The sequence below is a fragment of the Vibrio sp. V33_P6A3T137 genome (genome assembly GCF_009904835.1).
Taxonomy (GTDB): domain Bacteria; phylum Pseudomonadota; class Gammaproteobacteria; order Enterobacterales; family Vibrionaceae; genus Vibrio; species Vibrio metschnikovii.
Genome location: NZ_WXWK01000138.1, coordinates 20,674 through 46,796, shown reverse-complemented (window position 1 = coordinate 46,796; position 26,123 = coordinate 20,674). Strand labels below are relative to the sequence as shown.

General features: G+C 45.9%; 22 protein-coding genes. 9 read left to right on the top strand and 13 right to left on the bottom strand.

The window, feature by feature from the left end:
- The first annotated feature begins 3 nt into the window (after positions 1-3).
- A complete protein-coding gene (locus CAG60_RS13020; protein WP_161439111.1) occupies positions 4-1,248 on the top strand; it encodes a mechanosensitive ion channel family protein in 1,245 nt (414 codons plus the stop codon).
- 30 nt (positions 1,249-1,278) lie between these two features.
- Here the strand turns inward: CAG60_RS13020 and CAG60_RS13015 are convergent, their stop codons facing one another.
- Positions 1,279-2,349, bottom strand: coding sequence for a CNNM domain-containing protein (locus tag CAG60_RS13015; protein WP_161439110.1), 1,071 nt, complete (start codon positions 2,347-2,349; stop codon positions 1,279-1,281).
- A gap of 355 nt (positions 2,350-2,704) precedes the next feature.
- Here CAG60_RS13015 and hupA point away from each other — a divergent pair, with 355 nt between their 5' ends.
- Positions 2,705-2,977 carry a nucleoid-associated protein HU-alpha gene (gene hupA / locus CAG60_RS13010; RefSeq protein WP_004397369.1) on the top strand — a complete coding sequence of 91 codons (273 nt, stop codon included), beginning with the start codon at positions 2,705-2,707 and terminating at the stop codon, positions 2,975-2,977.
- A 40-nt stretch (positions 2,978-3,017) separates the two neighbouring features.
- The gene (locus CAG60_RS13005; RefSeq protein ID WP_161439109.1) at positions 3,018-3,707 is read left to right on the top strand and encodes a DUF1481 domain-containing protein; all 690 of its coding nucleotides are present in this window, start codon (positions 3,018-3,020) and stop codon (positions 3,705-3,707) included.
- 120 nt (positions 3,708-3,827) lie between these two features.
- Here CAG60_RS13005 and purD read toward each other — a convergent pair whose 3' ends face one another.
- From purD to CAG60_RS16875, 3 genes are read right to left on the bottom strand one after another with little or no spacing between them, the layout of a single operon-like run.
- The gene (gene purD / locus CAG60_RS13000; RefSeq protein WP_161439108.1) at positions 3,828-5,117 is read right to left on the bottom strand and encodes a phosphoribosylamine--glycine ligase; all 1,290 of its coding nucleotides are present in this window, start codon (positions 5,115-5,117) and stop codon (positions 3,828-3,830) included.
- 52 nt (positions 5,118-5,169) lie between these two features.
- On the bottom strand, positions 5,170-6,762 hold the full coding sequence (gene purH, locus CAG60_RS12995) for a bifunctional phosphoribosylaminoimidazolecarboxamide formyltransferase/IMP cyclohydrolase (protein ID WP_158137695.1): 1,593 nt from the start codon (positions 6,760-6,762) through the stop codon (positions 5,170-5,172).
- Entirely contained in the window at positions 6,716-7,012 is a 297-nt protein-coding gene (locus tag CAG60_RS16875) for a hypothetical protein (protein ID WP_233268193.1), read from the bottom strand. The genes purH and CAG60_RS16875 overlap by 47 nt, the downstream gene beginning before the upstream one ends.
- Positions 7,013-7,033: 21 nt before the next feature.
- On the opposite strand from CAG60_RS16875, the gene zntR reads away from it, so the two are divergent.
- The 5 genes from zntR (at position 7,034) to CAG60_RS12965 (ending at position 14,344) form a co-directional block, all read left to right on the top strand.
- Entirely contained in the window at positions 7,034-7,432 is a 399-nt protein-coding gene (gene zntR / locus CAG60_RS12985) for a Zn(2+)-responsive transcriptional regulator (protein WP_004397353.1), read from the top strand.
- 217 nt (positions 7,433-7,649) lie between these two features.
- Positions 7,650-9,218, top strand: a complete 1,569-nt coding sequence (gene cadC / locus CAG60_RS12980; RefSeq protein ID WP_161439107.1) for a lysine decarboxylation/transport transcriptional activator CadC — start codon at positions 7,650-7,652, stop codon at positions 9,216-9,218.
- A gap of 120 nt (positions 9,219-9,338) precedes the next feature.
- Complete coding sequence (pdxY, locus tag CAG60_RS12975; protein WP_161439123.1) at positions 9,339-10,214, top strand: pyridoxal kinase PdxY; 876 nt, start codon at positions 9,339-9,341, stop codon at positions 10,212-10,214.
- A 535-nt stretch (positions 10,215-10,749) separates the two neighbouring features.
- Positions 10,750-12,090: a cadaverine/lysine antiporter gene (gene cadB / locus CAG60_RS12970; RefSeq protein WP_161439106.1), complete on the top strand. Its 1,341-nt coding sequence runs from the start codon at positions 10,750-10,752 to the stop codon at positions 12,088-12,090.
- Between the two features lie 118 nt (positions 12,091-12,208).
- A complete protein-coding gene (locus tag CAG60_RS12965; RefSeq protein ID WP_161439105.1) occupies positions 12,209-14,344 on the top strand; it encodes a lysine decarboxylase CadA in 2,136 nt (711 codons plus the stop codon).
- A 113-nt stretch (positions 14,345-14,457) separates the two neighbouring features.
- Here the strand turns inward: CAG60_RS12965 and manA are convergent, their stop codons facing one another.
- Both manA and CAG60_RS12955 read right to left on the bottom strand, forming a co-directional pair.
- Positions 14,458-15,657, bottom strand: coding sequence for a mannose-6-phosphate isomerase, class I (gene manA / locus CAG60_RS12960; RefSeq protein WP_161439104.1), 1,200 nt, complete (start codon positions 15,655-15,657; stop codon positions 14,458-14,460).
- A 250-nt stretch (positions 15,658-15,907) separates the two neighbouring features.
- Positions 15,908-17,809, bottom strand: a complete 1,902-nt coding sequence (locus CAG60_RS12955) for a PTS fructose transporter subunit IIABC (RefSeq protein ID WP_161426136.1) — start codon at positions 17,807-17,809, stop codon at positions 15,908-15,910.
- A gap of 286 nt (positions 17,810-18,095) precedes the next feature.
- Here CAG60_RS12955 and CAG60_RS12950 point away from each other — a divergent pair, with 286 nt between their 5' ends.
- Entirely contained in the window at positions 18,096-18,944 is an 849-nt protein-coding gene (locus tag CAG60_RS12950) for a helix-turn-helix transcriptional regulator (RefSeq protein WP_158137700.1), read from the top strand.
- Here the strand turns inward: CAG60_RS12950 and CAG60_RS12945 are convergent.
- The 7 genes from CAG60_RS12945 to prmA all read right to left on the bottom strand — a co-directional run bounded on the left by CAG60_RS12945 (position 18,938) and on the right by prmA (position 26,004).
- Complete coding sequence (locus tag CAG60_RS12945) at positions 18,938-19,729, bottom strand: PTS sugar transporter subunit IIA (RefSeq protein WP_161439103.1); 792 nt, start codon at positions 19,727-19,729, stop codon at positions 18,938-18,940. The genes CAG60_RS12950 and CAG60_RS12945 overlap by 7 nt on opposite strands.
- The gene (locus tag CAG60_RS12940) at positions 19,714-20,016 is read right to left on the bottom strand and encodes a PTS fructose transporter subunit IIB (protein WP_158144365.1); all 303 of its coding nucleotides are present in this window, start codon (positions 20,014-20,016) and stop codon (positions 19,714-19,716) included. Before CAG60_RS12940 ends, CAG60_RS12945 begins: the two co-directional genes overlap by 16 nt.
- A gap of 177 nt (positions 20,017-20,193) precedes the next feature.
- Positions 20,194-22,239, bottom strand: coding sequence for a TonB-dependent receptor (locus CAG60_RS12935; protein WP_161439102.1), 2,046 nt, complete (start codon positions 22,237-22,239; stop codon positions 20,194-20,196).
- 297 nt (positions 22,240-22,536) lie between these two features.
- Positions 22,537-23,508: a LysR substrate-binding domain-containing protein gene (locus CAG60_RS12930; RefSeq protein ID WP_161439101.1), complete on the bottom strand. Its 972-nt coding sequence runs from the start codon at positions 23,506-23,508 to the stop codon at positions 22,537-22,539.
- Positions 23,509-23,688: 180 nt separating this feature from the next.
- Complete coding sequence (gene fis / locus CAG60_RS12925) at positions 23,689-23,985, bottom strand: DNA-binding transcriptional regulator Fis (RefSeq protein ID WP_004397332.1); 297 nt, start codon at positions 23,983-23,985, stop codon at positions 23,689-23,691.
- A gap of 23 nt (positions 23,986-24,008) precedes the next feature.
- On the bottom strand, positions 24,009-24,977 hold the full coding sequence (gene dusB, locus CAG60_RS12920) for a tRNA dihydrouridine synthase DusB (RefSeq protein WP_158137708.1): 969 nt from the start codon (positions 24,975-24,977) through the stop codon (positions 24,009-24,011).
- A 139-nt stretch (positions 24,978-25,116) separates the two neighbouring features.
- Positions 25,117-26,004: a 50S ribosomal protein L11 methyltransferase gene (prmA, locus tag CAG60_RS12915; protein WP_161439100.1), complete on the bottom strand. Its 888-nt coding sequence runs from the start codon at positions 26,002-26,004 to the stop codon at positions 25,117-25,119.
- Positions 26,005-26,123: the final 119 nt, after the last annotated feature.

The following is a 26,123-nucleotide window of genomic DNA, read 5'->3' as shown; positions in this document are numbered from 1 at the left end:
CCCATGCTGGAATCAATGGCTCAATGGCTGAGTCAGTATGATATTGAGTTATCAAGAATTATCCCTATTGCTGAGGCTTTGGGATTGATTGTACTGATTGCTGTTGCGATTCATGTATTCCTTCATCGGGGGGTGGTGAGATGGTTAAAACAACATGCCGATGACTCTCAAGCCTCTTGGCGACATGTGTTGTTTGCTGGCAATTTATTCAGTCGCATTGCTTTGTTGATCCAAGGTGCGGTCATCGGTGTGCAAACCCAACTGTGGTTATCACAAGACAGCGCTTTGCGTGAGGTGATACTGACCTTGGTGGCGTTATGGGTGGTGGTATATGGGCTGTTAGCCTTTTACTCGTTGCTTAATGTGTTGGAAATCTTGCTATCGAGAACCGCCGTTGGCCGCACGATGCCATTACGAGGGTTAAACCAAAGCCTCAAAATCATTTTATTTATTATTGCCACGTTATTAGTGACGTCGATATTAATCGGTAAGTCGCCGGTACTGCTTCTCAGTGGTGTCGGTGCGATGACGGCGGTGATCATGTTGGTGTTTAAAGACCCAATTTTGGGCTTAGTGGCGGGGGTGCAGTTATCAGCCAATAAAATGCTCAGTGTCGGTGATTGGTTAGAGATGCCCAAATATGGCGCAGATGGCGATGTGATTGACATCAGCTTAACCACGGTCAAAGTGCAAAACTGGGATCGTACCATCACCACAATTCCAACTTATGCGCTGATCTCCGACTCTTTTAAGAACTGGAAGGGGATGCGTGAGGCTGGTGGTCGACGCATTAAGCGCAGTGTTTTAGTGGATGCGACGAGTGTTCAGTTTTTAACGCAACAGGCTATTGAGCGCTTAACTCATGCCCAGTTATTAGAACCGTATATTAAGCAAAAAATACAAGAAATTACCGTTTATAATCGTGAGCATCAGGTTGATGAAAGTAGCCCTATTAATGGCCGAAGATTAACGAACTTAGGCAGTTTTCGCGCTTACTTAGAGCGTTACTTACGGGCTCATCCAGAGATTCATCAGCATATGACCTTGATGGTCCGTCAGCTTGCACCGACCCATGAAGGCATCGCCTTAGAACTGTACTGTTTCACTGCCACGACCGTTTGGGTTGAGTATGAGCGCATTCAGTCGGATATTTTTGATCATCTTTATGCGGTCTTACCTGAATTTGGTCTGCGTGTATCTCAAGCTCCGACGGGCAATGATTTTCGTCAATGGCAAAAAGCGTCGTAAGTCGACGCTTTTAACGGTCAGAAGATGAAGTTAGCGGCTATTTGGCTCATCCTCGTCTCGGCTTTCAATGACACCATGAGCCTGTTTCCATTGTTCCCAGCGTTCAGTCGCTAATTGCTGCATATCGGTGACTTTGTCTGCTTCGTCAAGGATCTCTTCACCGACAAGGTGTTCAAACACATCTTCTAGGGTTAGCAAGCCTTGCACGCTGCCATATTCATCGACGACTAACGCGAGCTGCTGACGTTTTTTCATCATCTGATCAAACGCTTTCGGTAAGGTTTGTGTGTTAAGCACAACATGCAACGGGCGCATCACATTACCGAGCTTCTGAGCGCCTTGATGGTTTTGTTGCCATTTGAATAGCTCTAGTCTGTGCACAAAACCAATCACATTATCTGTCTCTCCGCTATAAATCAGTGGTCGTGAAAATGGTGTGTCACTATGTTCATGCAAAAACTCATCAATGCTCATATCGGCACTGACTCTGAAAAGTACCGTTCGCGGTGTCATGACTTGAGTGACGGGAACATCGCTAATGGAGAGCAGATTGTTGAGTATTTTCGACTCTCCTTCGGCTAGCTCGCCGCTTTCGTTAGCCATTAATGCCATCGCGGAGAGTTCATCACGTAGTTTTATCGATGGTTGCTGAGGGGCTAAACGTTTCGTGATCTGTTGTGAAAACCAAATGAAGGAGCTTAAAGCCCAAATCATCCAATGCAATACATTGGCAGAGATAGGTGCTAATTGACGCCAATAGGTGGCACCCAAGGTTTTGGGGATAATCTCAGATAAGACTAAGATAGCTAAGGTTAGCAATGCCGAAAATAATCCCAGCCACTGGTTACCAAAAACAAGGCTTGCCTGAGCACCAGCACTTGCTGCACCGACGGTGTGGGCGATGGTATTTAAAGTGAGGATTGAAGCTAACGGGCGATCAATATCTGCTTTTATCAGCGAGAGTTTTTCAGCACTTGGGTGATCTTGCTGTCGCAATTGAGCTAGGTAGCTTGGAGTGATACTGAGCAGTACAGCCTCTAATACGGAGCAAATAAAAGAAACGCCAATCGCGATAGTCACGTATAAGCTTAATAGCAGCATAACAGCCTTAATAATAGGTTCATTTTCCGGATTATTGACACAGTATAGCTACTCTATATCGCTATACTTGTTCACTTCAAGGTCAAGATTCTCGTTCATTGCTACTGGCTGACTATTTCAAGTTATGGGTATCCAATCAGTAGAGAGTTTGATCGTCTTTGTCTATAAATAAAGGCGCTGGTGGGTTAAAACAAGGTCAGGCGAGGCTTGAAAATACAGTAAATTGTGAGTGAATACTCATATTATGGTTAAAAGTACGTCAGAGAAGCACAACGGATACGACAAACCTTTGCCAGATAGGGCATTTATGTTTTAGAGTGGGTTCGATTTGATAACCTATAAGAAGGGAAACCTAATGAACAAGACCCAATTAATCGACTTTATTGCAGAGAAAGCAGATCTTTCTAAAGTACAGGCTAAAGCTGCTCTTGAAGCGACTCTTGGTGCGGTTGAAGGTGCACTTAAAGAGGGCGACCAAGTTCAACTAATTGGTTTTGGTACATTTAAAGTTAATCACCGTGCGGCGCGTACTGGCCGTAATCCAAAAACCGGTGAAGAGATCCAAATTTCAGCCGCTAATGTTCCAGCATTTGTTGCCGGGAAAGCACTGAAAGATTCATTGAAGTAATTTATACTACGCCGAGATATTTTATCTCGGCGTCTCTATCATGAAAAAATTCCTCTCTCTTCTTCTTACCCTGCTTCTTATCGGCTGTGCTTCTTCGGTTCCTCATGCCAATCTTGATCAACGTAATGACTATGTTGGTGGTCAAACGATGGGCGATGCGACGCATTTCTATTGGTATACCGAATATCAAAACCGTCCGGCTCATGGAGCCGATCAGGTATTGATGGGTGACTATGGCTGGTATCAAACCAATTATCGCTGGGAATCGGGTTCTGTGCGTGAGGTGGTGCGCGAAGGCATGCAGCTAAGAGGCGCGCAATTGGTTCCTTACCGCGTACATGTGCGTTTTAACCAACAAGGCGAAGCGGTTTATCAGCAATTTCGTGTCGATGGTAAAGTGCTGCCGCTAAACTTAGAGCAACGTAGTGAGTATTTGCAGCAAGCGCAGCAACTGGTTGAAATGAGCAAGCAGCAAGCGCGTCAAGGCTGGTCTTTATATCAAGGCGTGTGGGACGGACAAAGCTTAACCAGCTGTACCGGACGTCGTTTTTCGCAAGTGCTTTGGCCGTTGACTACGCCAGAGCATGTCATGGAACGTTTGAAAACTCCTCATTATGTTGCCTTGTTGGGTCGAGTGAGCAGTGCTCAGTTGCAAGTCGACAGCGTGTTATCAGTGGCAGAACCTGACAGAGCTTGTATGACTCAACCAGCATTGATTGATGCCGATTAAATTGCTCGATAACCAGACAAGCGGTAGAGATGCTCGATTGAGATAGCCGCGAGAAAATCAAAAAAGCCGCTTATGCGGCTTTTTTGGTGATGACCGAGTCATCAGTGAGAGTAGTAACGCCTACTTTGCTTGCTCACGAGCAATCGCTCGGTAGCCAATATCATGACGATAGAACATGCCTTGCCACTCTATTTGCTGAGCGAGCTGATAAGCGCGCTGCTGAGCTTGGGAGACGCTTTCTCCTAATGCCGTGGCGCATAATACTCGTCCCCCGTTGGTCACCACAGCACCTGATTGATCACTGGTACCAGCGTGGAAGACTTTCTCTCCAGCGACTTCTTGCGTCGGCAAACCAGAAATTACGTCTCCTTTACGATAATCGGCTGGGTAACCACCGGCGGCAAGCACAATGCCAATCGATGCACGTGGATCCCATTTCGATTCTACTTGATCAAGTCTGCCATCCAGCGCCGCTAAGCACAGCTCAACCAAATCTGATTGCAGTCGCATCATAATCGGTTGGGTTTCAGGATCACCAAAGCGGCAATTGTATTCAATCACTTTCGGTGTGCCTTGAGCATCAATCATCAATCCCGCGTAGAGAAAACCTGTGTAAGGGTTACCTTCCGCTGCCATGCCGCGCACAGTGGGGTAAATCACTTCACGCATCACACGATCGTGTACGTCTTGAGTGACGACCGGGGCAGGAGAGTAAGCGCCCATTCCGCCAGTATTTGGGCCAGTATCAGCATCACCAACGCGTTTATGATCTTGGCTGGTGGCCATCGGCAGTACATTTTTACCATCGACCATGACGATAAAACTGGCTTCTTCGCCATCGAGAAACTCTTCAATGACGACGCGGCTGCCCGCCTCGCCAAAGCTATTATCCGCCAACATATCTTGAATGGCGTCTTCGGCTTCTTGCAGCGTCATCGCAACAATGACTCCTTTACCCGCCGCCAGACCATCGGCTTTGACGACGATCGGTGCACCTTGTTCACGTACATAAGCCAGCGCTGGCTCAATCTCGGTAAAGTTAGCGTAAGCGGCGGTCGGAATATTATGGCGAGCGAGAAAATCTTTGGTAAAGGCTTTTGAACCTTCTAATTGCGCCGCCGCTTGAGTGGGGCCGAAAATCGCTAGTCCTGCGTCACGGAATGCATCAACCACGCCAAGCACGAGAGGGATTTCAGGGCCAACAATGGTGAGGGCAATGTTTTTTTGCTGAGCAAAGGCGACTAAACCGTCAATATCTTCTACGGCAATATTGACGTTTTCTAGCTTAGGTTCAAGCGCGGTCCCCGCATTACCCGGAGCGACAAAGACGGTTTCAACTTGAGGATTCTGTGCGACTTTCCAACCCAGAGCGTGCTCACGGCCACCAGAACCAATAACGAGAACTTGCATAATGACTTCCTTAAATTTTAAAGGCTCTAGGACCTAGAGCCTAGAACCTAAATCAATGACGGAAATGACGCATTCCGGTAAAGATCATTGCCATTCCGTGTTCATTGGCGGCAGCAATCACTTCATCATCGCGCATGGAACCACCGGGTTGAATGACACACTTGATTCCCGCTTGGGCTGCTGCATCGATTCCGTCACGGAAAGGGAAGAAAGCATCAGAAGCCATTACGCAGCCTTCGACTTGCAAACCTTCGTCAGCAGCTTTAATACCGGCGATTTTAGCCGAATACACCCGGCTCATTTGTCCTGCGCCGACACCGATGGTCATATCTCCTTTGGCGTAAACAATCGCGTTCGATTTAACGTATTTCGCGACTTTCCAACAGAACAGTGCATCTTTAAGCTCTTCTTCCGTCGGTTGACGAGTGGTAACAACATTAAGATCATCAACAGTAACCATACCTTGGTCGCGATCTTGTACCAACAAGCCACCGTTAACTCGTTTGAGATCGAAACCAGTCGTTTTACTCGACCATTCACCGCACGCCAGTAAGCGAACATTCTTTTTCGCCGCGATAATCTCAGCCGCTTGCTCAGAAACGCTTGGAGCGATGATCACTTCGACAAATTGGCGTTCAATAATTGCCGTTGCTGTGTCCGCATCGAGCTCGCGGTTAAAAGCAATAATGCCACCAAAGGCTGAGGTTGGATCGGTTTGATAAGCGCGCTGGTAGGCTTGAAGAATATCGCTACCTAAGGCGACGCCGCATGGATTCGCGTGTTTGACAATCACACACGCGGGTTCAGCGAATTCTTTCACACATTCAAGCGCAGCGTCGGTATCGGCAATATTGTTGTACGACAATGCTTTGCCTTGAATTTGACGCGCGGTCGCGACTGAGGCTTCTTGTGGGTGAGCTTCTACATAAAACGCTGCCGCTTGATGGCTGTTTTCGCCGTAGCGCATGTCTTGTTTTTTGATGAACTGCGCATTAAAAGTTCTTGGGAACTTGGAGTCCTCATCCCCTTCTTGATTGTCACCATAAGAGGGAACCCGCGTGCCGAAGTAGTTGGCGATCATGCCATCGTAAGCGGCGGTATGTTCAAAAGCAGCAATGGCGAGATCGAAACGGGTATCTAGAGTTAGAGCGTTGTCGTTAGCATCCATTTCTGCAATCACACGTGAGTAGTCGTGGGCATTGACCACGATCGTTACGTCTTGATGGTTTTTCGCCGCAGAACGCACCATGGTTGGCCCGCCAATGTCGATGTTCTCAACCGCATCGGCTAATGTGCAACCGGCTTTCGCAACGGTATCAGCAAAGGGATACAGGTTTACCACCACCATATCGATTGGTTGAATGCCATGTTCTGCCATGATGGCGTCATCTTGACCACGACGGCCTAAGATTCCGCCATGCACTTTCGGGTGTAACGTTTTTACGCGTCCATCCATCATTTCTGGAAAGCCAGTATAATCAGACACTTCTGTCACAGTGAGGCCATGCTCGGCTAAAAGGCGAGCGGTGCCGCCCGTTGAGAGAAGTTCTACGTCACGTTCTGCAAGTGCTTGAGCGAATTCAAGAATACCCGTTTTATCAGAGACGCTGATCAGAGCGCGGCGAATAGGGCGAGCGTTGTTCATGCTTCCACTTTCCTTTCATTGATGGAGTGTATTTGCCCAAGCAATCACGGATGACTTGGGTATAATCAAAATGTTTTACCACAAAGCGCCTTCTCATCCCAAGCACGGTAATGTCATGCGCCGATGATGAGCGTTGTTCTTGTGTGAAGATGGCGCATATTCTAGCCAAATTCTGGTTAAAGGTCTTGCGCAATCGTTTGGCATGAGGAAAGTAATCGTTAAAAGTCATTTTTTCAAGTAAAAAATCCATTGGCTTTACGGAGGAAAATCAATGTTTCAGATCGGCGAGTTAGCTAAGCGTTGTGGCGTATCGAGCGATACCCTACGTTTTTATGAGAAAAACGGTTTAATCAAGCCTGCGGGGCGTAGCGAATCGGGTTATCGCTTGTACAGTGAGGCGAATCAGCGCCAAGTGAGCTTTATTTTAAAAGCCAAAGCACTGGGCTTGAGTTTGGACGAAATTAAAGAATTACTGGAAATTAAGCTTGAAGCGACCGAACACAGCTGCGCTGAAGTGAAATCGATCACCAGCGCGAAACTGACGTTAATTGATGAGAAAATTGCTGAGTTAACGCGTATTCGCATCGCATTAAAGAAGATCAATGATGCCTGCTGTGGTGACACCGATGATGATGCCAGTCACTGTTCCATTTTAGCGGCGTTGGAATAACCAACCTTAGTTTGCATTTTTAGTTTGTCGGATAATTAGTCGGTTGATCTAAATCTTTATATAATCCCGCCCTTCTGATTAAATGATATAAATGTCACTTAATCATTGCCTATCCCCCAACAACTGAATGTAGCAGGTCAGCGGCAAGTGAGTGAGCGTAGCCAACGCCACAGCAACGTCAAGTTGAAAGGGGATACTGATACTTCATGGTACACACATGGTTGGAATGCATTTTCAAATCAACGATTGGAGATTAAACGTTGATGAAAATAAATTGTATCGCCAAGATAGGGAAGTTTCGGTCGAGCCAAGATTAATTAACCTTCTGTATTTTCTTGCAAAAAATCCAGGGGAAGTATTTTGTCGTGAGCAGTTAATAGAGCATGTCTGGGGCGGTGCTATTGTCACCGATCAGGTGGTCACGCAATCTATTTTTGAGTTAAGAAAGCTATTACGTGATGGTCGAGAAGAAAGTATTCACTATTTGATCACGGTTCCCAAACGTGGTTATAAACTGGTTGCCAGCGTCACTGAAATTGCCCCAGAGCCGAGCGTTGACGCCAATCATACCCTTGTGGATGATGACTCAGAGCGTGATGTCGAACCGCATCAGCATCAAGAGTTGGATATTGGGTCTACGGATATGATCTTTCCAGCAGGGCCATTAACTCGAGCATTAAACAGCCGCAAGCCCGCCACTCGGCGAGATAAGATTGAGATTCGTCGCTGGAAATCAATAGCTTTTGATGTACTTTGGATCAGCGCCTTAATTATCGCTTTTGGGGTATTTACCTACTACCAATCCGAAACCAACATCACTCAAGCAATGGATACTCACTTAATTGAGTTTACTTTCCAAGAGACGTTGATTCAGGATCAAGACCATATCGAGTTATCGGATGGTTTAGTCCAAAAACTCGCGGCTAATATCGCCCAGGTGAGTCATTATCGAGTGCGACTGAGTAAGGCTCGTTTTGTGGCGGGCGTTTTACCGGGTAAGACCGTCACGGTGAAGATTCAGGATCAGGCGGGGCATACTTATCTGGATGTGGAGTATCGAAATAATGCTTCAGGGACTACGCTTTTTAGTCGTCAATATCCATTGGTCTTACCGCAAATCAGGCAGGTGATTGAGAAAGCCTCATCAGAATTAATGCAGGCTTTGGCCGTACCCGATGCAGAGAATAAAGCATCGTTATTGATGGCGGCGATGCCTGAGAACCAGCAAGCATTACTGAAGCTTGTTCGTGCACATCATTATTTGAACGTTTCTCAACCTTCGTCTTTTAAAGAGGGGATCCGACTACTGGAAGAGGCATTGCAAATGGAGCCAATCAATCACTATTTACAAGCGGAATTATTGGTTGCCTATTACGTACAAACGGCCCTCGACCCTAGACAATCACTGAGTGTTGACCGTGCTAATCAATTAACCCAACAGTTACTACTTGCTGTCGATCAGGGGCACCCTTTGTCGCAACCACGTATTTTTGAAGCTTTAGCATTGCATGAAATTATCCGCGACAATCCACTGCGGGCCGATGCGTATTTGCAACAAGCGCTCAGTGTTCGTGAATCGGTGTTTGGTAATGTGTTATTGGGTAAGCTTGCTGAATTACAAGGCGATACCGAGCGTGCCAGTGAAGCTTACAGTGAGGCGTTTTATATGGATATTTCGCTCGAAACGTACCTGTTATGTGAAAATTTAGCTTTTTATAGCAACCTTAAATCGATAGATTATGCGCTTTATCGTGCGGTGCATCCTTCGGTGACGACGGTGCTATAAACACAAGGCATAGATTTAAGTAACACAATGAATAATGACTTTATCGCCACTGTTGTCAGTACGTATATTGTGATGTTGATGTATTTATATTAGGAGCGATGTGCTCTTTTTGAGGCGATGATGCAAGGTATTCTTTCTATCCAATCTCATGTGGTCTATGGCTGCGCCGGTAACAGTTCTGCGGTGTTTCCTTTGCAACGCTTAGGGCATATCGTCTGGCCGATTCATACGGTTCAATTTTCCAACCACACCCAATACGCGCAGGGCTGGACAGGTCAGGTGATGCCATTGGGCTGCATCACGGAGCTGATTAATGGATTAATCAGTATTGATGTGACCCGCGACGTGAAAGCGATCATTTCTGGTTATATGGGAAGCGGCACGCAGGCTGATGAAATTTTAGAGACCGTTGAGCGCGTGAAGGCGGCGAATCCTAACGCTTTGTATATCTGCGATCCCGTCATGGGTGATCCGATGAAGGGCTGTGTGGTCAGTCCTGAGGTAACGGAAGCGCTCTGTGAGCGGATCATGAAACAAGCGGATATTATTGTACCTAACCAGTTTGAGTTAACCCATTTTACTGGGATCGAAATTACCGATTTGTCGTCGGCGATCAAGGCGTGTCAACGCGCCTTGACCATGGGACCGAAAATTGTCTTAGTCAAACATCTGCATAGTGCGTCAGAAGATGAATTTACGATGTTGATGGGCTGTGCGGATGGATTGTTCATTGTTACTCGGCCGTTACTGGACTTTGCCCGTCAACCCGTTGGCGTGGGGGATTTAATCACCTCGCTGTTTACCGGCCATTATCTGAATAATCATGATCCTGTAAAATCATTTGAGCTGTGTAACCACGCGGTTTATCGCGTTTTAAAAGAAACCGCGCATCGTGAGGAGTGGGAATTGCAAATTATTCCAGCCCAAGAGGCATTTGCCGATCTTTCGGCGGTTGATTTTATGGCGAGGCCATTATTGGCTTCTCAGGTAGAGTAACTACATATCAAAGCCTCTGCCTTGTATAAAGAAGCCACAAACTGCTGCAAAAATCAGCTCGAAAGATAAACAGACCCTAGGGATGGCGTTGGCTGTTCTATCTCTACTACGTTGTTTGATCTTATCTCTAACCCTTCTTTTCTCAATAATGCTCATCAGAAAACGCTGCTTGGCTTTTTCCTGATGAGCATTACTTTTGTCTCTACCCTATCAATCGATTGATAACGTCAACTTATCTCAGTCTCGCGATACCTTTATTATGATCTTTATCTTTTTACCTTTTGTGAGGTTTGGTTTTTATTGTATTTATCTATATGAAAAATATAGAGTTTTATTTTTATTTTTCTTGTCTTTATCTAAAGATATACGGATTCAGTCATTATTTTATTGATAACGATATCCTTATTTTTTCTACGACTTTTCGGCGTAAGCTGCAGCCAAATTCAGTAAGGCGTCGCAGTGGCCTATTCGCCAACCACGCATCTTGCTCATTATGGTTTGAGCCTGTGGCTCGTAGAAAATATCGGGAGACGTTATGTCATCGAATACCAAAAAAATTGGCGTCATCGCCTGTACCGGGGTAGTGGCGGGGAACATGATGGGCAGTGGCATTGCCTTGTTACCCTCAAGCCTAGCAACGGTTGGTTCTATTTCTCTATTTAGTTGGATTATCTGTATTATCGGCGCGCTGAGTTTGGCTTTTGTATTTGCTCGCTTAGCGACCAAAAACCCACAACAAGGTGGCCCGATTGCCTATGCAGGTGAAGTCTCACCAGTGTTTGGTTTTCAAGCCGGGGTGCTTTATTACCATGCAAACTGGATTGGTAACTTAGCGATTGCTATCACTGGGGTGTCTTACCTTTCTGTTTTCTTCCCCATTTTGAACAACCCTGTGCCAGCCGGACTGGCGACCATTGCTGCGGTATGGTTATTTACCTTAGTTAATTTATTAGGAGGTAGCTGGGTTAGTCGCTTATGTACTTTTGGCTTGGCATTAATTCTAGTACCTGTATTAGGAACGGCGTTACTGGGCTGGACTCACTTTGATATGGCAACTTATCAACAGAACTGGAACGTCTCTGCTGGCAGTGATAACCATGCGATCATTAGCGCGGTGCTGATTTGTTTGTGGTCTTTTGTTGGTGTCGAATCGGCCGCGGTGTCATCGGGTATGGTCCATAATCCTAAACGCACCGTGCCATTAGCGACTATGCTGGGTACCGCGTTAGCTGGGGTTATTTATATCCTCTCTACCCAAATGATCAGTGGTATGTTCCCCGCGGCAGAAGTGGCTGCATCCGGTGCTCCCTTTGCGCTTGCCACCACAGCACTCTTTGGCAGTTGGTCTGCTTCGTTCGTTTCAGCATTCACGGCATTAGCTTGTTTTACGTCATTAGGTTCTTGGATGATGTTGGTTGGCGAAGCGGGAAAACGCGCCGCAAGTGATGGCAACTTCCCGAAAATTTACGGTGATACGGATAACAATGGTGTACCTAAGAAAGGCTTAATTCTCGCATCAATCAAAATGACAGCATTGATGAGTATCTTGATGGTCTTTAGTTCTCAAACGGCGCACGCCGCCGATATCTTTAGTCAACTGACCACCGATGCGGTGTTACTCACCATGCTGCCGTATTTCTATTCCAGTATTAACTTGATTCGTTTTGAAGGTATGACCACTCGCAATGGGTTTGTGATGTTGTTCTCTGGTGTGGCTAGCGCATTTTGTATGGTGGCGTTAGCGGGAGCTGAAGGAACAACGTTAACTGCCACCTTCATCATGTCATTAGTGATTTTGATGTTCTACAGCAAAAAAGCAGGGCTGGCTCAGTACATGGAATTACATAAAAACGATCAGCCCGTGTCAGCGGCTTAATTTCTCACGCTAGGACATGGTTAACATCCACAGCTAGCGTTCATTTACCCCTTGGTGCTTCTTCTCCTCACTATCGCAATGGATAGGGAGCGCCTTTCTTCGTCTTGGAGATGTCCAAATGAATATTTTTGCTATTTTGAACCACATGGGTGTGTTCTTTAAAGAAGAGCCAGTTCGTCAGCTGCATGCGGCTTTAGAAAAAGCTGGTTATGACGTGGTTTATCCGGTTGATGACAAAGATTTGATCAAATTGATTGAGATGAATCCTCGAATTTGTGGGGTGCTATTTGACTGGGATAAATACTCTCTAGAGCTTTGTGAGCGGATCAGCGACGTCAATGAAAAGCTGCCTGTGCACGCTTTTGCTAACGAACAATCCACCTTGGATATTTCACTGACGGATTTGCGTTTGAATGTCAGCTTTTTTGAGTACGCATTAGGCATGGCTGATGATATCGCGATCAAAATTAATCAAGCGACGCAAGAATACAAAGACGCGATTATGCCTCCGTTCACCAAAGCGCTGTTTAAATATGTCGAAGAAGGAAAATATACCTTCTGTACTCCTGGGCATATGGGCGGTACGGCGTTTCAAAAAAGCCCTGCAGGAAGTATTTTCTACGACTTTTATGGCCCGAATACCTTTAAGGCAGATGTCTCCATTTCGATGCCTGAACTCGGCTCGCTATTAGATCACTCTGGCCCACACAAAGAAGCCGAAGAGTATATCGCTCGTACCTTTAATGCGGATAGTTCGTACATAGTGACGAATGGAACATCGACATCCAACAAAATCGTGGGTATGTATTCTGCACCTGCAGGAAGTACGGTGTTGGTCGATCGTAACTGCCATAAATCCCTGACTCATTTGATGATGATGACCGATGTCACGCCGATATATTTCCGTCCGACGCGTAATGCTTACGGTATTTTAGGCGGCATTCCACAACGCGAATTTAGTCGCGAAGTGATTGCAGAAAAAGTGGCCAATACTCCGGGTGCCAGCGCACCAAGTTATGCCGTTATCACCAACTCCACTTATGATGGCTTGCTCTATAACACGCAATTCATCAAAGAGTCGTTAGAGTGTAAACACATCCACTTCGACAGTGCTTGGGTACCTTACACTAACTTTAACTCCATTTATGACGGCAAGTGTGGCATGAGTGGGCAGGCGATGCCGGGTAAAGTGTTCTATGAAACGCAATCAACCCATAAGCTGCTGGCCGCGTTCTCACAAGCTTCGATGATTCATATCAAAGGTGAGTTTGATAAAGAGTCGTTTAATGAAGCCTTTATGATGCACACCTCGACTTCACCTCAATACGGGATTGTGGCGTCAACCGAAACGGCGGCGGCGATGATGCGCGGCAACACTGGGCGTAAGTTGATGCAAGACTCTATCGATCGTGCAGTACGTTTCCGTAAAGAGATCAAACGCTTAAAAGGTGAAAGTGACAGTTGGTTCTTCGATGTATGGCAGCCAGAGAATATTGATACGACAGAATGTTGGAAGCTAGACCCAAATGACAACTGGCATGGTTTTAAAGGTATTGATGATAATCACATGTACCTTGACCCCATTAAAATTACGTTGTTAACACCGGGAATGGATCAACAAGGTGAGCTTGAAGCATCAGGAATTCCTGCCTCTTTAGTGGCTAAGTTTCTTGATGAACGCGGTATCGTGGTTGAGAAAACGGGTCCGTACAACCTATTATTCTTGTTTTCTATTGGTATTGATAAATCCAAGGCGATGCAACTGTTACGTGCGTTAACCGAGTTTAAACGTGGTTATGATTTGAATTTAACCATCCGCTCGATTTTACCGGCATTGTATAAAGAATCGCCAAGTTTTTATGAGGGTATGCGTATACAAGAATTAGCTCAGGGTATTCATCACTTAATCAACAAATATTCGTTACCAGAATTGATGTACAAGGCGTTTGATGTTTTACCAGAAATGAAATTGACCCCACACGCGGCATGGCAACAAGAGTTGCGTGGCCAAACCGAAGAGATTTTGCTTAATGAGATGGTTGGTCGGGTCAGTGCCAATATGATTCTGCCTTACCCCCCTGGTGTGCCTTTGGTGCTGCCCGGTGAGATGGTGACAGAGCATTCACGTCCAGTCTTAGAGTTTTTGGAAATGCTCTGTGAAATTGGTGCCCATTATCCGGGGTTTGATACCGATATTCATGGTCTGTATCGTCAAAAAGATGGTTCTTATACGGTGAAAGTATTAAAGGTATAGTGAGCTAGTTTTATGCCTTGGTGGTTATTGACGGTGAATGCGTTCACTAGCCACTAAGCAAGAGCCTTTTATATAACCAAGAGTCTTTTCAGGCTCTTGGTTATTTTTTTGCTTTAATTATACGCCTTAGCCACTCGGCCTAAAGAACTTAACTGGTAGTGCTCGGTATAAGCAGGGATAAACACCGATTGCCCTTTATGGATGGTAATACTTTGTCCATCAGCGGCGGTTAAGGTGGCGTCATGATCGATCGCGAGCAGAATTTCTGCACTAGAGACGTTGACTAAGCACTGGTTCGGCTGCGGGTAAATGGCAAATTTAAAATCGGCGACGGGCACCGCAAAGAGTAAAACGTCATCCGTGACTTGAGGGGTAAAAAGTAACGTTGAGGCCGGTTTTTCGGCAAATCGTGTGCATTTCGCCAACTCTATAATGTCCATATGTTTAGGGGTTAATCCAGCCCGTAATACATTATCCGAATTGGCCATAATTTCTAATCCGGTGCCTTTCAGGTACGCATGAGGGGTTCGAGCATCAAGATACATCGCTTGCCCAGGCTTTAAGGTCAGAACATTGAGTATCAGTGGGGCAAATAAACCAATGTCATGCGGATAGGTTTCTGACAGCCGGATAATCAGTTGGCAAAGAGCATGTTCATGATGTGTCTGTGCATAAGCGATGAGTTGTTCGATGGCCACTTGTTTTTCCGAACCTGAGAATGATAACAGCTCGGTAAAAAACCTTTCCAGTCCGGCTTCCGTTTGATGTTGTTCTAGGTGTTCAAGCAAAGGCTGTAAAGGCTCAATCGCTAACCGTTGAAAGTGTTCAACAATCTCGTTTATCGGCCGAAAGCCGTTCATCGCTTGATAATCGGTCAGTGCGTACACCAATTCAGGTTTATGATTGGGATCTTTGTAATTACGGTGAGCAGCGGTGAGCGGTATTTGCGCCGCATTTTCTTTGGCAAAGCCTTGCTCGGCTTCTGATTTACTCGGGTGAACTTGAATTGAGAGCGCTTGCTCTGCGGCGAGTATTTTAAAAAGATAGGGAAGTTCGCCAAAGGTTTGTGCGGTATGAGCGGACAAAAAAGACACGGGATCGCTAGCAATCAATTCACTGAGGAGTGTCGGTTGACCTTGGTATTCTACCCGTGAGCAACCGTTAGGATGCGCCCCCATCCATAATTCGGCTTGGGGTTGTTGCTGAGGGTTCACTATCTCAAAAAGCTGTGAGAATGAATCAATACTACCCCAAGCATAATGCTGAATGGTATTACTCATTAAAAAGAAAGGTTTAGTCTCGATATCACTCATTGGTTTGAATCCTATGAAAAAAAACTCCTGGGATGAAACAGAAGTACAACGGATGGTGTTGCTTTTGCTGGTGGTTTAAATGTGATGAATGTGGTTAAGAAAACTTAACCACATTCTATCATTGATTACTGGTTATGCTGGTGGAGCGTTCAACGGTTTCACTCGCCGAGATTCTTTGTTATTGCTCGATTCAGTGGATGATTGATGCCAGTAATGAGGCCTAACCATCGTGAGAATCAGTTTTAAAAAGCTAAACCGCGGCCGCTAAGCGTTGCGAGTGACGCATTTTTTTCAGGCTAAGGCAGACAATCGCGGTGACCAGTGTACCAGCTAACATACAAATAATGGCTAGTAGGGGCTTATTCATCGCGCCAAGTAGCGCAACAACGGGGCCTCCATGTGCAACGCTATTGGTGATGCCAAAAGAAAAGGCCATCACCGCGGCAACCATCGAGCCGATCACGTTAGCTGGGATCACCGACATCGGATCTTGCGCGGCAAAAGGAATTGCCCCTTCAGAAATGCCGACCAACCCCATTGCGCCCGCTGCTTTTCCGGCTTCAATTTCAGACGCTTCAAACAGATTCAATTTACGTCCTAATACGGTTGCCAGACCCATACCCAGTGGTGCAACCGGAATCGCACAAGCCATTGCGCCCATAAATTGCGTTTGACCACTGGCGATCATTCCCACGGAGAAGAGGAAAGCTACTTTATTAAAAGGCCCACCCATATCAAAACCTGCCATGCCGCCAAGAACAATGCCCAATAATACGACGTTACCTGTACTCATGGAGGTTAAAAGCGCCGTTAAGCTGTCCATCAAACTGGCAATAGGAGCGCCAATAATAAAGATAAATAAGCCGGAAATGAATAGGGAGCCGACGATGGGGGCGATCATGATGGGTACTAAAGGTTGAATAAACTTATGGTAGTGAATGCTGGTGAGCCATTTCACAAAGTAACCGACCAATAAGCCCGCAATGATCGCTCCGATAAAGCCAGTGCCCGCTTCTGCGCCATAAAAAGAACCATTATTGGCGATCCAACCACCAATCAAACCGGGCGTTAACGCTGGGCGATCGGCAATCGCATAGGCGATATAACCTGCTAAAATAGGGATCATTAAGGTGAAGGCGACAACGCCGACATCCAGCACCTTATTCCACATGCTATCGGCAGGAATCGCCATGCCAGCTTCGGTAGGTTGGCCACCAATCGCTAACGATAATGCGATCAGTAGACCGCCCGTGACGACAAAGGGGATCATGTGTGATACCCCATTCATTAAATAACGATACAGGTCGGAGCGTGCTTGCGATGCTTTACTCTTATTATCTTGAGAATGATGACCACGAGTATCCGCTTGATAATGAGGGGCTTCTAAGGCTCGCTCAATCAAGGCTTTGCTATTACGAATCGGCTCTTTTACACCGGTTTCAATCAGTTTTTTACCAGCAAAACGCAAAAGATCGACCTGCTTATCGCAAGCGACAATGATCGCCTCCGCGCGAGCGATTTCCTCCGCCGATGGGCTATTTTTAACCCCTATCGAGCCGTTGGTTTCAACTTTAATCGTATAGCCTAATTCGGCTGCGCCTTTTTCTAACGCTTCGGCCGCCAAATAGGTATGAGCAACGCCAGCCGGGCAGCCAGTGACGCCAATCAGAAAGCCTTTATCGGCGGTTATGCTGGTGGTAGGTTGAGATTTGGCGAGTAGCAGTTCAAGAGCTTGTTGCTCGGTTTTAGCATCGAGAAAGCGTTCAATAAACCCTTCTTCAATCAGTTTTGAGGACAGTTCAGCGAGCACCTCAATATGGTGATTGTCACCGCCATCGGGGGAGGCAATCATAAAAAACAATTGTGAGGGCAGGCCATCTTCTGCGCCATAATCGATCCCTTGACGACTGACGCCGATCACTAGTGCTGGGTGGATTACTGCTGCACTTTTCGCGTGTGGAATGGCAACCCCTTCTTCAAAGCCAGTATTACCGAGCGCTTCTCGGGCATGAATATCGGCTAAAAATTGCTGTTTATCAGACAGACGTCCTTGTGACGCCAGTATTTCGACCAGCTCTTCCAGCACGCCATTTTTATCGGTCGCAGAAAGGTCGAGCTTAATCAACTGTTGATTAATCAGTTCAGTGATCATGTTTTTCCCTTACCTAGATGTTGTTTTAGTCGTCACATTTTGCACCTAGAGAGTGATCGGCTATAGTCTCCTAAAAATACATTTACTGGATTATTGTAACTTCATTGATTAACTGTGATCCAAATCCATTTTTATTGATAGTTATATTCTTATTGTCTAATGGTATTAATTTTTTATAAAACAGTTATTTAATGTCGTTTCTCTCTTTGTTTTTAATGTATCTGCGAAATTTAACGCATTAAATAAAATAAACAATAGGATTATTGTTTCATTATTCGAGTAGCCTATGAGTCAGGTATTCAGTCACATTATTGAAGCCATTTTGGCGGAGAGGGAGCAGGGCCAGAGAATTTGGTTTGCTGGTGATCATCACACGCCGCCTGCTTTTAGCTATCAGGTCAATTTCCCTCGCTTAGAGCTCGTGCTGAAAGGGTGCTATCGTAATTTGATCGAAGATGATGTGCATGGCATTGAATCTGTAGATATTTTTACAGGGGATGCGCTTTATATTCCGCCCAACTGTTGGAATAAACCCGATTGGCAAGAAGAGTGCTCAGTATTAAGTCTATTATTTGGTCGACGACAATTAGGCTTTAGTTTTGTTGCGAAACGTCAAGGAGAGAGCGGATTTTACGATGTCCAAAAATTCAGTATCAAAACTCGGACTGGTTATGCAATGGACAATATTTTAGAAAGCTTAAATGCCATCGCTAGGGAACCTAAAAAGTCGCCGATCGATGAGCATTTGTTATGTGCTCTGCTTGCCTATACGTTACGAATTCTTGAGCCTTCACAAGGTGCGCCGAAAAAGCGTGGAGAAGATCTTTATCAGGGTATCTGCATCTATATCCAGGAGAATTTTCACCGCACGATCACTCGAGATAGTATTGCGCAACGGTTTAATATTTCCCCCAACCATTTATCGCGCCTTTTTCGACAGCAGGGGCATATGACGTTAGTGGATTATTTGACTTGGGTACGCATGGAACGCGCGAAATTTATGCTTAAAAAATATCATTTTCGTCTGCATGAAGTGGCCACTCGGTGTGGCTTTCAAGATGTGAACTATTTTTTCCGTGTCTTTAAAGAGCGTACAGGGATGACGCCATCTCAATATCGGGCGCGTATTCAATGAGCCATGATATGTAACAAAAGACCTTTTAAATGGGCTTCGTTGGGTTGCTGAAAAAGCAATTGTTGGTGGTGGCTCTCAATCAGCCAGCGTGTTAATCGAGTGGCGGCCATGATTTCTTCTTTTTTGATGGGATTCCGCTTTGGTAAAATTAAACCAATAATGAATCGGGTCTCTGCCTGTGTACTCCCCCAATTAATCGCTTGATCTAACGTGAGTACACAAAGATAAGGTGTTGATATGTGTTCACTAATAACATGAGGTAGCGAAATACTCGGCGGTAGTGTTGTGGCGGCAATCGCTTCTCTGGCAAGGAGCTGACGGATTAACGCTGACTCATCAGCAGAATTGGCTTGCTGGGCAATATAGTGTAAGCAGTCTTTTTGATTAGCGAATTCAGCCTTTAATAAGCTGTGCCATTGTATGGTAAAGGGTAAACTAAACGTTGAGTGGTTGGCCAAGATGGCTTCTGCCGATGCGTTTTTGGTATGTGAGCTAGCAAAGAGCGTTGTATGTTGGCGTAGATATTCCGTGAGCACCATGCAAGCCAGTTCGGCATCTAGCCCTTCAATCGCAATTTGGCAAACATCATGTCGACAACTGCCAATACTTAATACATGAAGAGTATCACTCAGCGTTGCTTGTTGATCGCGAGTAATATTGTATAAAACAAACATCGAGCGAAAGTAACTCGTTAATTGCTTGATTTGATGGAGCTGCCAAGCTGTAAAGCCATTTCCCTCAAGGATAAAACTAATCCGACTGACCATCATTAAGACTTTAAACACCGATCGATAACAAGTTGCACATTGGTCAGCACTTCTTCAATTGAAAATGTCAGGGTTTCGCAGCCTTTGAAGCGTTCTTTTTCATCTATCTCAATATCAGAGACGATCAGTCGACGATCGGCATGCATGATGTCATGAAGGGTGAGCGGATTTTCAATGCCCATTGCGCCTTGGGTTTCGATTTTGATGGTGATGTTGCGTTTCGTGGCTTCTTTACGCAGTGCTTCCGCCGCCATATAAGTGTGAGCTATCCCTGTGGGGCACGCCGTTACCGCAATGATCTTCACTCTCTTTGCCTCAATAGTGGTGGTTGGAGAGTTTATCATAAACACTTTTAGTGCTCTTCCCCAGCTTTATCCATAACCGTTTTATGATGATGTAATGACTTTTGAGGTTTCCTCGATTGCACGCTAAACCGTGCAGTCGAGGAAAGAGGGGCAGAGTTAGTGCGCTATTTCAGATGGTTAAAAAGAGTATTGAGCACTTAAGTAAAACTGACGTGGTGCGCCGGGCATGATTTGCGTGGCTCCGGTGGCACTGACGTAATAGTCCTTATCCAATAGGTTTTCGACACTCAACTGCGTTTTCCAATCTTGCCATTGATAACCGATGCGCGCGTCAAGGCGGGCGTAACCGGGCAACGTGGTGGTGTTATTGGTGTCGGCAAAACGATCGCCTACTGCCGTTATGCCGGTTTCACCAAACCAACCTTGCCCATGTTGGTAAGCAAGGAAAAGCTGCCCATTAAGTTTGGATACCGCACTTGGGCGATTGCCTTGGGTATTGGCCTCTGATTTGATGATTTTGGCATCTTGCCAGCCGATCCCGCCGCGCAGTGACCAGTGGTCGTTAAGATAAGCTTTGATGTCTAACTCGACGCCATCAGTGCGTTGTAAACCAGTGAGGATGGTCACTTCAGGATCGAGTGGATCTTTCATGCGGCGATTGTACATTTCTAAACGATATACCGATAACGTGGTGGCGATTCGGCCATTGAGCCAATCACTTTTTACTCCCGTTTCATACAAGCGACTGTTCTCGGGATCGAGTTCATTGGCTGGGTTACCCGGAGTAATACCAATCAATCCGCCGCCAACCGGTGAGAAGGTTTTACTGTAAGAGACGTACAGGGCGTGATCGGTGACGGGATTCCACACCAAACCTAAGCGAGGGCTGAGTGTATAAGAGGTTTGGGTCTCTTGTTTGTTGGTATCAATACGTTGTGTATTGACGTAAAACTCATCGTAGCGCAGGCCCATTAATAGGTGCCAATCGTTGATACTGAGCTGATCTTGCACATACACGCCACTGGTACGAACCTTGTGCTTAGCATCACTCGATAAGGCCATCTCTCCTTGGTAAGTGGGCAATTGATCCGGTTGGTAGAGATCGCCAGCGGGGATGGATTGCTTATTACGATAGAGTGTCGGTGTGCGTTCTTGCCAACTGTGCTCAATACCTGTTAATAGACGGTGACGGATTGGCCCTGTCGTAAATTGGCCTTCCATTTCGAGTTGGTTGGTTAAAGTGTTCGCCTTGAGAAATTGTTGCCAGCGGTTTCTCACCACTTGATCGCCTTTGACTTGCACGACATAGGTGTTATCAAATTCACTATCGAGCTTGATGTAACTGAGTTGCTGGCGCAGTTGCCAACTATCGTTGATCTGCCAGGTTAAACGTGAACGAGTCGCTTCACTAACGTCGTTAATAAAGTCACGTGAGGTATCACTGTATACGGCACGGTTAGCGACCTCTGCTGGGCGACCATTAACACTAGGAATGCCGCGATCTGGCGTTCGGTCATGAGCGTTGCGCTCATATTGAATTAACCAGTTAAGATCGTCGTTAATGGTCCAATCCAACGAAGGAGCAAAGAGCGTGCGTTTGCTGTTGACGCCATCACGAAAGCTGTTGTTATCCTCTTGCGCCATGTTTAAACGCACTTGTACATCATCATGCCACTCACCGTTTAAATCGACGGCTAAGCGTTGATAATCATGGCTACCGATCCGAGCATGAATACTGGATTTTTGGCCTTTGTGGGGTGTTTTACTGACCCGATTGATGATACCGCCACTACTGCCTCGACCATAGAGTACCGCCGCTGGCCCTTTCAGAATTTCCACACTTTCAATGTTGCCTAAATCTCGGGTGTATTGCATATCATCACGAAAACCATCGAGATAAAAATCGTTACTGGCGCCAAAGCCGCGAATCATTACGCTATCAAAACGAGTATCGTTGACCGCATCAATACCAGGAGTACCAACCAGTGCGGTACTTAACGAGGCTGGTGCAAAGGCGGTGAGTTGCTCGGCAGATATACTATTGATGGTCTGTGGTATCAACTTAGCGGGGGTTTCGGTACGCGTCGCCGTTGATACGATTGGATGTTGACTACTTTGACTGGTAATCGTTATGGTTTCAGGTTGAGTGTCCGCTTGCGTGAAGGTTGCGACAATCGCCAGGCACAGCAAGCTTGGGCGAAGATAATGAGAGATAAGGTGCATATAAGTACTGACTAAAAAGTTGTTTATCTCTTACCCACGTCATCGACGACGAGTGAGGATTATTGACTCGCCTAAGTATTAACGTCATGAGTTATCGACGTAGTGTAAGAGTAATGATCAACGGGTTAATAACAAGGTTGTGAATAGTAATTGTTATTATTTACATTTCAAGTGTTAATTTATCTTTGAGGCTTAATTAATACGATCGGTGTATGAATGACAAGGAGGGAGTGATGATCAAGCGGCAATGGTGGCATCTTGCGCCGACACCACCAAGCTGCGTGACTCAGAGAAACATTAGCGGTAGGTCATCAGATTCATATCTTCAAACCATTTGGTCAGCTCCGCTTTGGAAAGGTGAGCGGTTTGCTCGATCATTGTTCGAGTCAAGTGAGGGGCGAATTTAGCAATAAAATCATACATGTATTGCTGTAAAAACAGGTTTTTGCTGTAGCACAACCAAGCATAGCAGTCTGGTACTAAGCCTTCGAGAGAGCGAACGACAATACTATCGCTCATCGTGTGGGTAGCAACAGAGGCGATAAGCCCCACTCCTACGCCCAGCCTGACGTACTCTTTGATCACTTCGGCATCCATGGCGGTAACGATATACGTCGGAGTCAGCCCACGTTGAGTAAATGCGTCATCGATGGCCATGCGACCGGTTGATTTTAATTCGTAGCTGATTAATTTTTCTTGAGCCAGTTGCTCAAGAGTGATGTTTTCGACGTCAGCCAAAGGGTGGTTGAGTGGCAAAATTAAACTCAGTGACCATTTATAGGCGGGTAGCACGGTTAAATCAGCTTGCTCGTCAATTTCTTGGGCAACGACAGAGAAGTCATACGGGCCTGTTGGTAGGGTATTACCACGGCTATCAGGTTCGATGGTGCCCATGTGCAGCGAGACTTTAGGGTATTTATTCATAAAGTAGCGCACGGTTTCGGGCAGTAAAAATTTCGCGATAGCGTTGGTGGTATGAATGTTCATTCTTCCGCGATCGGGTGCGGTAACGCTGGCCGAAATGGCTTTGATTTTCTCTTCAATTTCGAGCATTTTGCTCGCTTCTTGAATGATTTGTTGACCAATTTCGGTGGCACCAGACAGATGCTTACCTTGTCGCTCAAAAATTTGTACGCCGAGCTCTCCCTCAAGTAATGCCACCTGTTTACTGATCCCCGGCTGTGAGGTAAACAGTTTTTCTGAGGTTAACGAGATATTATAGCCATTGCGCTGTATCTCTCGGATGTAGCGCAGTTGCTGTAATTTCATGGGTGATCTCCTGAGGTTGACTCGGCTGTATCATCGGGCATCGCCAGTTCTTGGCATGCTTTTCAGTTATATAGATAAGGGATTGTTATAACAATATTTATCTTATCAGAGCAAGTGAAGAATCAATAAAAAAGGCTTACCGTGGTAAGCCTTGATGAATTTTGTAGCCTGATGCTGAAATTAATTCATGCCGTATTTTTTCAGTTTCTTACGAAGAGTGCCGCGGTTGATACCCATCATGGTTGCTGCGCGAGTTTGGTTACCGCGAGTGTATTGCATGATGATGTCTAATAGTGGCTGTTCAACTTCGGCTAGAACTAATTCGTAGAGTTCAGTCACTTCCTGACCATTTAACTGGGCAAGGTAGTTTTTAAGAGACGCTTTAACGGAGTCGCGCAATGGTTTTTGCGTGATTTGATCTTGTGAAGTTACGGTAGTTACGGTTAAAGCTTCTGAAGTCAGATTTTGTTCGAACATATTCGGTCTAGCTCTTCTCTTAATTATGATGCAACGTTATCAAAATAACCTTCAAGTGCTTCTATCTGCAGCGGAGCTGCTTCAAGGGCATTGAAGATACGGCGAAACTCACTGGCTTGTTCATGTTCTTTTAGGTACCAGCCTACATGCTTACGCACAATTCTAGGACCTAAATACTCACCATAAAACTGATGGAGAGCGTGCACATGACCAAGCAAAATGTCTTTTACTTCCTGAGCCGGAAGTTCAGGCATGGTGGTACCGCTTTCCAAATAGTGTTGGATTTCCTGAAAAATCCATGGACGACCTTGGGCAGGTCGACCAATCATTAAAGCGTCAGCACCGGTATAATCCAGCACCTGTTTCGCTTTTTGCGGAGAATCAATGTCTCCGTTCGCGATGACAGGAATGCTGATCGCCTGTTTAACGGCTTTAATACTGTCGTATTCTGCCTCTCCTTTGTACATACAAGTACGAGTTCGCCCATGAAGCGCAAACGCCTGTATGCCGCAGTTTTCGGCTAATTGAGCGATATAAACACAGTTTTTATTGTCTGTGTCCCAGCCCGTTCGGGTTTTGAGGGTGACAGGAACCTTGACTGCATCGACGACCGCTTTAAGAATGTGTTCAACCACATCCGGATAACGGAGTAATGCAGAACCCGCGAGCTTTTTATTCACTTTTTTTGCAGGACAGCCCATATTGATATCGATGATTTGCGCACCGTTTTCAACACTGAACTGTGCTGCTTCTGCCATCTGCTGTGGATCGCTACCTGCAATTTGTACTGAGCGAATGCCCGATTCGCCTTGATGCACCATGCGGTTTTTCGATTTATCGGTTTTCCATAGTGCGGGATTGGAGGACATCATTTCGCTGACGGCCATTCCTGCACCATAACGGAGACACAACTCACGAAACGGCCTATCGGTGACTCCAGCCATCGGAGCCACGATGAGGTTATTGTTAAGTTGATGATTTCCGATTTTCAAAACGTCTTCACAGCTTCATACCAGTAAGGGCGCGCATTTTACGCATTTTTTTACGGTGTGAAAAGACTAATATTTGAGCATTGGGCAATTGTTTTTGTAAATTGCCCATATTTCAATCAATTAACTGATAAACTCTTCATTAATCTTGCTTGCGGCCAGTGATCCGACACCACTCTTCTTGCTCAATAATTGGGTCTATGTCTAATTGATCACGATAATAGGTCGCCACGTCTTCGGCTTGTGTGTTCAGCACACCAGACATTGCCAACAGACCACCTGGTTTAATTAAGCTTTTAATTACCGCAGAAAGCTCACGTAATGGGCCCGCTAAAATATTGGCAACGAGGACATCAGCGACTAAATTCTCTGGTTGATTTTGCGGTAGGTAAACCTCAATTTTATCGGCGACGCCATTGCGCTCAGCATTGTCTCTGGATGCTTGCAGTGCTTGCGGATCGATATCAATACCGATCACTTTCGCGGCACCGAGTTTAATCGCAGCAATCGCAAGAATACCGGAGCCACAGCCAAAGTCGATCACGGTTTTTCCGCTCAGATCGAGTGAATCAAGCCATTGTAAGCACAGTGCGGTTGTTGGGTGTGTACCGGTACCAAACGCTAAGCCTGGGTCAAGTAGCACATTGACGGCGTTAGGATCGGGGATGTCGCGCCAGCTTGGGCAGATCCATAACCGTTCACCAAACTTCATCGGATGGAAATTATCCATCCATTCCCGCTCCCAATCTTTGTCTTCTATTTGCTCGATTTTGTACGAGAAGTTGTCGGCAAGGAGTTGGCTGTCACGGATTTGAGCAAGGATACTTGGAGTATCGACTTCGGCATCATACAAGGCTAATAGGTCAGTATCGCCCCACAAACGAGTCTCACCCGGTAGCGGTTCAAAGACAGGGGTATCTTTTGCATCGAGTAAGGTTACCGATAAGGCACCGGTCTCTTCCATTAACATATCGCTGATCGCTTCAGCATTTTCATTAGTAGCATTCAGTTTGATTTGAATCCAAGGCATGGCATGGGCTCTCTTTTATTCGCGGTTATTGGCGCAGAGTTTAGCAGGTTTGTCGGCTCGCTTCCTACCTGAAGTTATCTCGACGGAAAGGACGGGACTGATGAGCATCCTACGAGGGG

Coding starts and splice junctions, on each gene's coding strand:
- CAG60_RS13020 (WP_161439111.1), top strand. CDS start 4: ATGCTGGAATCAATGGCTCAATGGCTGAGTCAGTATGATATTGAGTTA.
- CAG60_RS13015 (WP_161439110.1), bottom strand. CDS start 2,349: ATGCTGCTATTAAGCTTATACGTGACTATCGCGATTGGCGTTTCTTTT.
- hupA (WP_004397369.1), top strand. CDS start 2,705: ATGAACAAGACCCAATTAATCGACTTTATTGCAGAGAAAGCAGATCTT.
- CAG60_RS13005 (WP_161439109.1), top strand. CDS start 3,018: ATGAAAAAATTCCTCTCTCTTCTTCTTACCCTGCTTCTTATCGGCTGT.
- purD (WP_161439108.1), bottom strand. CDS start 5,117: ATGCAAGTTCTCGTTATTGGTTCTGGTGGCCGTGAGCACGCTCTGGGT.
- purH (WP_158137695.1), bottom strand. CDS start 6,762: ATGAACAACGCTCGCCCTATTCGCCGCGCTCTGATCAGCGTCTCTGAT.
- CAG60_RS16875 (WP_233268193.1), bottom strand. CDS start 7,012: ATGGATTTTTTACTTGAAAAAATGACTTTTAACGATTACTTTCCTCAT.
- zntR (WP_004397353.1), top strand. CDS start 7,034: ATGTTTCAGATCGGCGAGTTAGCTAAGCGTTGTGGCGTATCGAGCGAT.
- cadC (WP_161439107.1), top strand. CDS start 7,650: ATGGTTGGAATGCATTTTCAAATCAACGATTGGAGATTAAACGTTGAT.
- pdxY (WP_161439123.1), top strand. CDS start 9,339: ATGCAAGGTATTCTTTCTATCCAATCTCATGTGGTCTATGGCTGCGCC.
- cadB (WP_161439106.1), top strand. CDS start 10,750: ATGTCATCGAATACCAAAAAAATTGGCGTCATCGCCTGTACCGGGGTA.
- CAG60_RS12965 (WP_161439105.1), top strand. CDS start 12,209: ATGAATATTTTTGCTATTTTGAACCACATGGGTGTGTTCTTTAAAGAA.
- manA (WP_161439104.1), bottom strand. CDS start 15,657: ATGAGTGATATCGAGACTAAACCTTTCTTTTTAATGAGTAATACCATT.
- CAG60_RS12955 (WP_161426136.1), bottom strand. CDS start 17,809: ATGATCACTGAACTGATTAATCAACAGTTGATTAAGCTCGACCTTTCT.
- CAG60_RS12950 (WP_158137700.1), top strand. CDS start 18,096: ATGAGTCAGGTATTCAGTCACATTATTGAAGCCATTTTGGCGGAGAGG.
- CAG60_RS12935 (WP_161439102.1), bottom strand. CDS start 22,239: ATGCACCTTATCTCTCATTATCTTCGCCCAAGCTTGCTGTGCCTGGCG.
- CAG60_RS12930 (WP_161439101.1), bottom strand. CDS start 23,508: ATGAAATTACAGCAACTGCGCTACATCCGAGAGATACAGCGCAATGGC.
- fis (WP_004397332.1), bottom strand. CDS start 23,985: ATGTTCGAACAAAATCTGACTTCAGAAGCTTTAACCGTAACTACCGTA.
- prmA (WP_161439100.1), bottom strand. CDS start 26,004: ATGCCTTGGATTCAAATCAAACTGAATGCTACTAATGAAAATGCTGAA.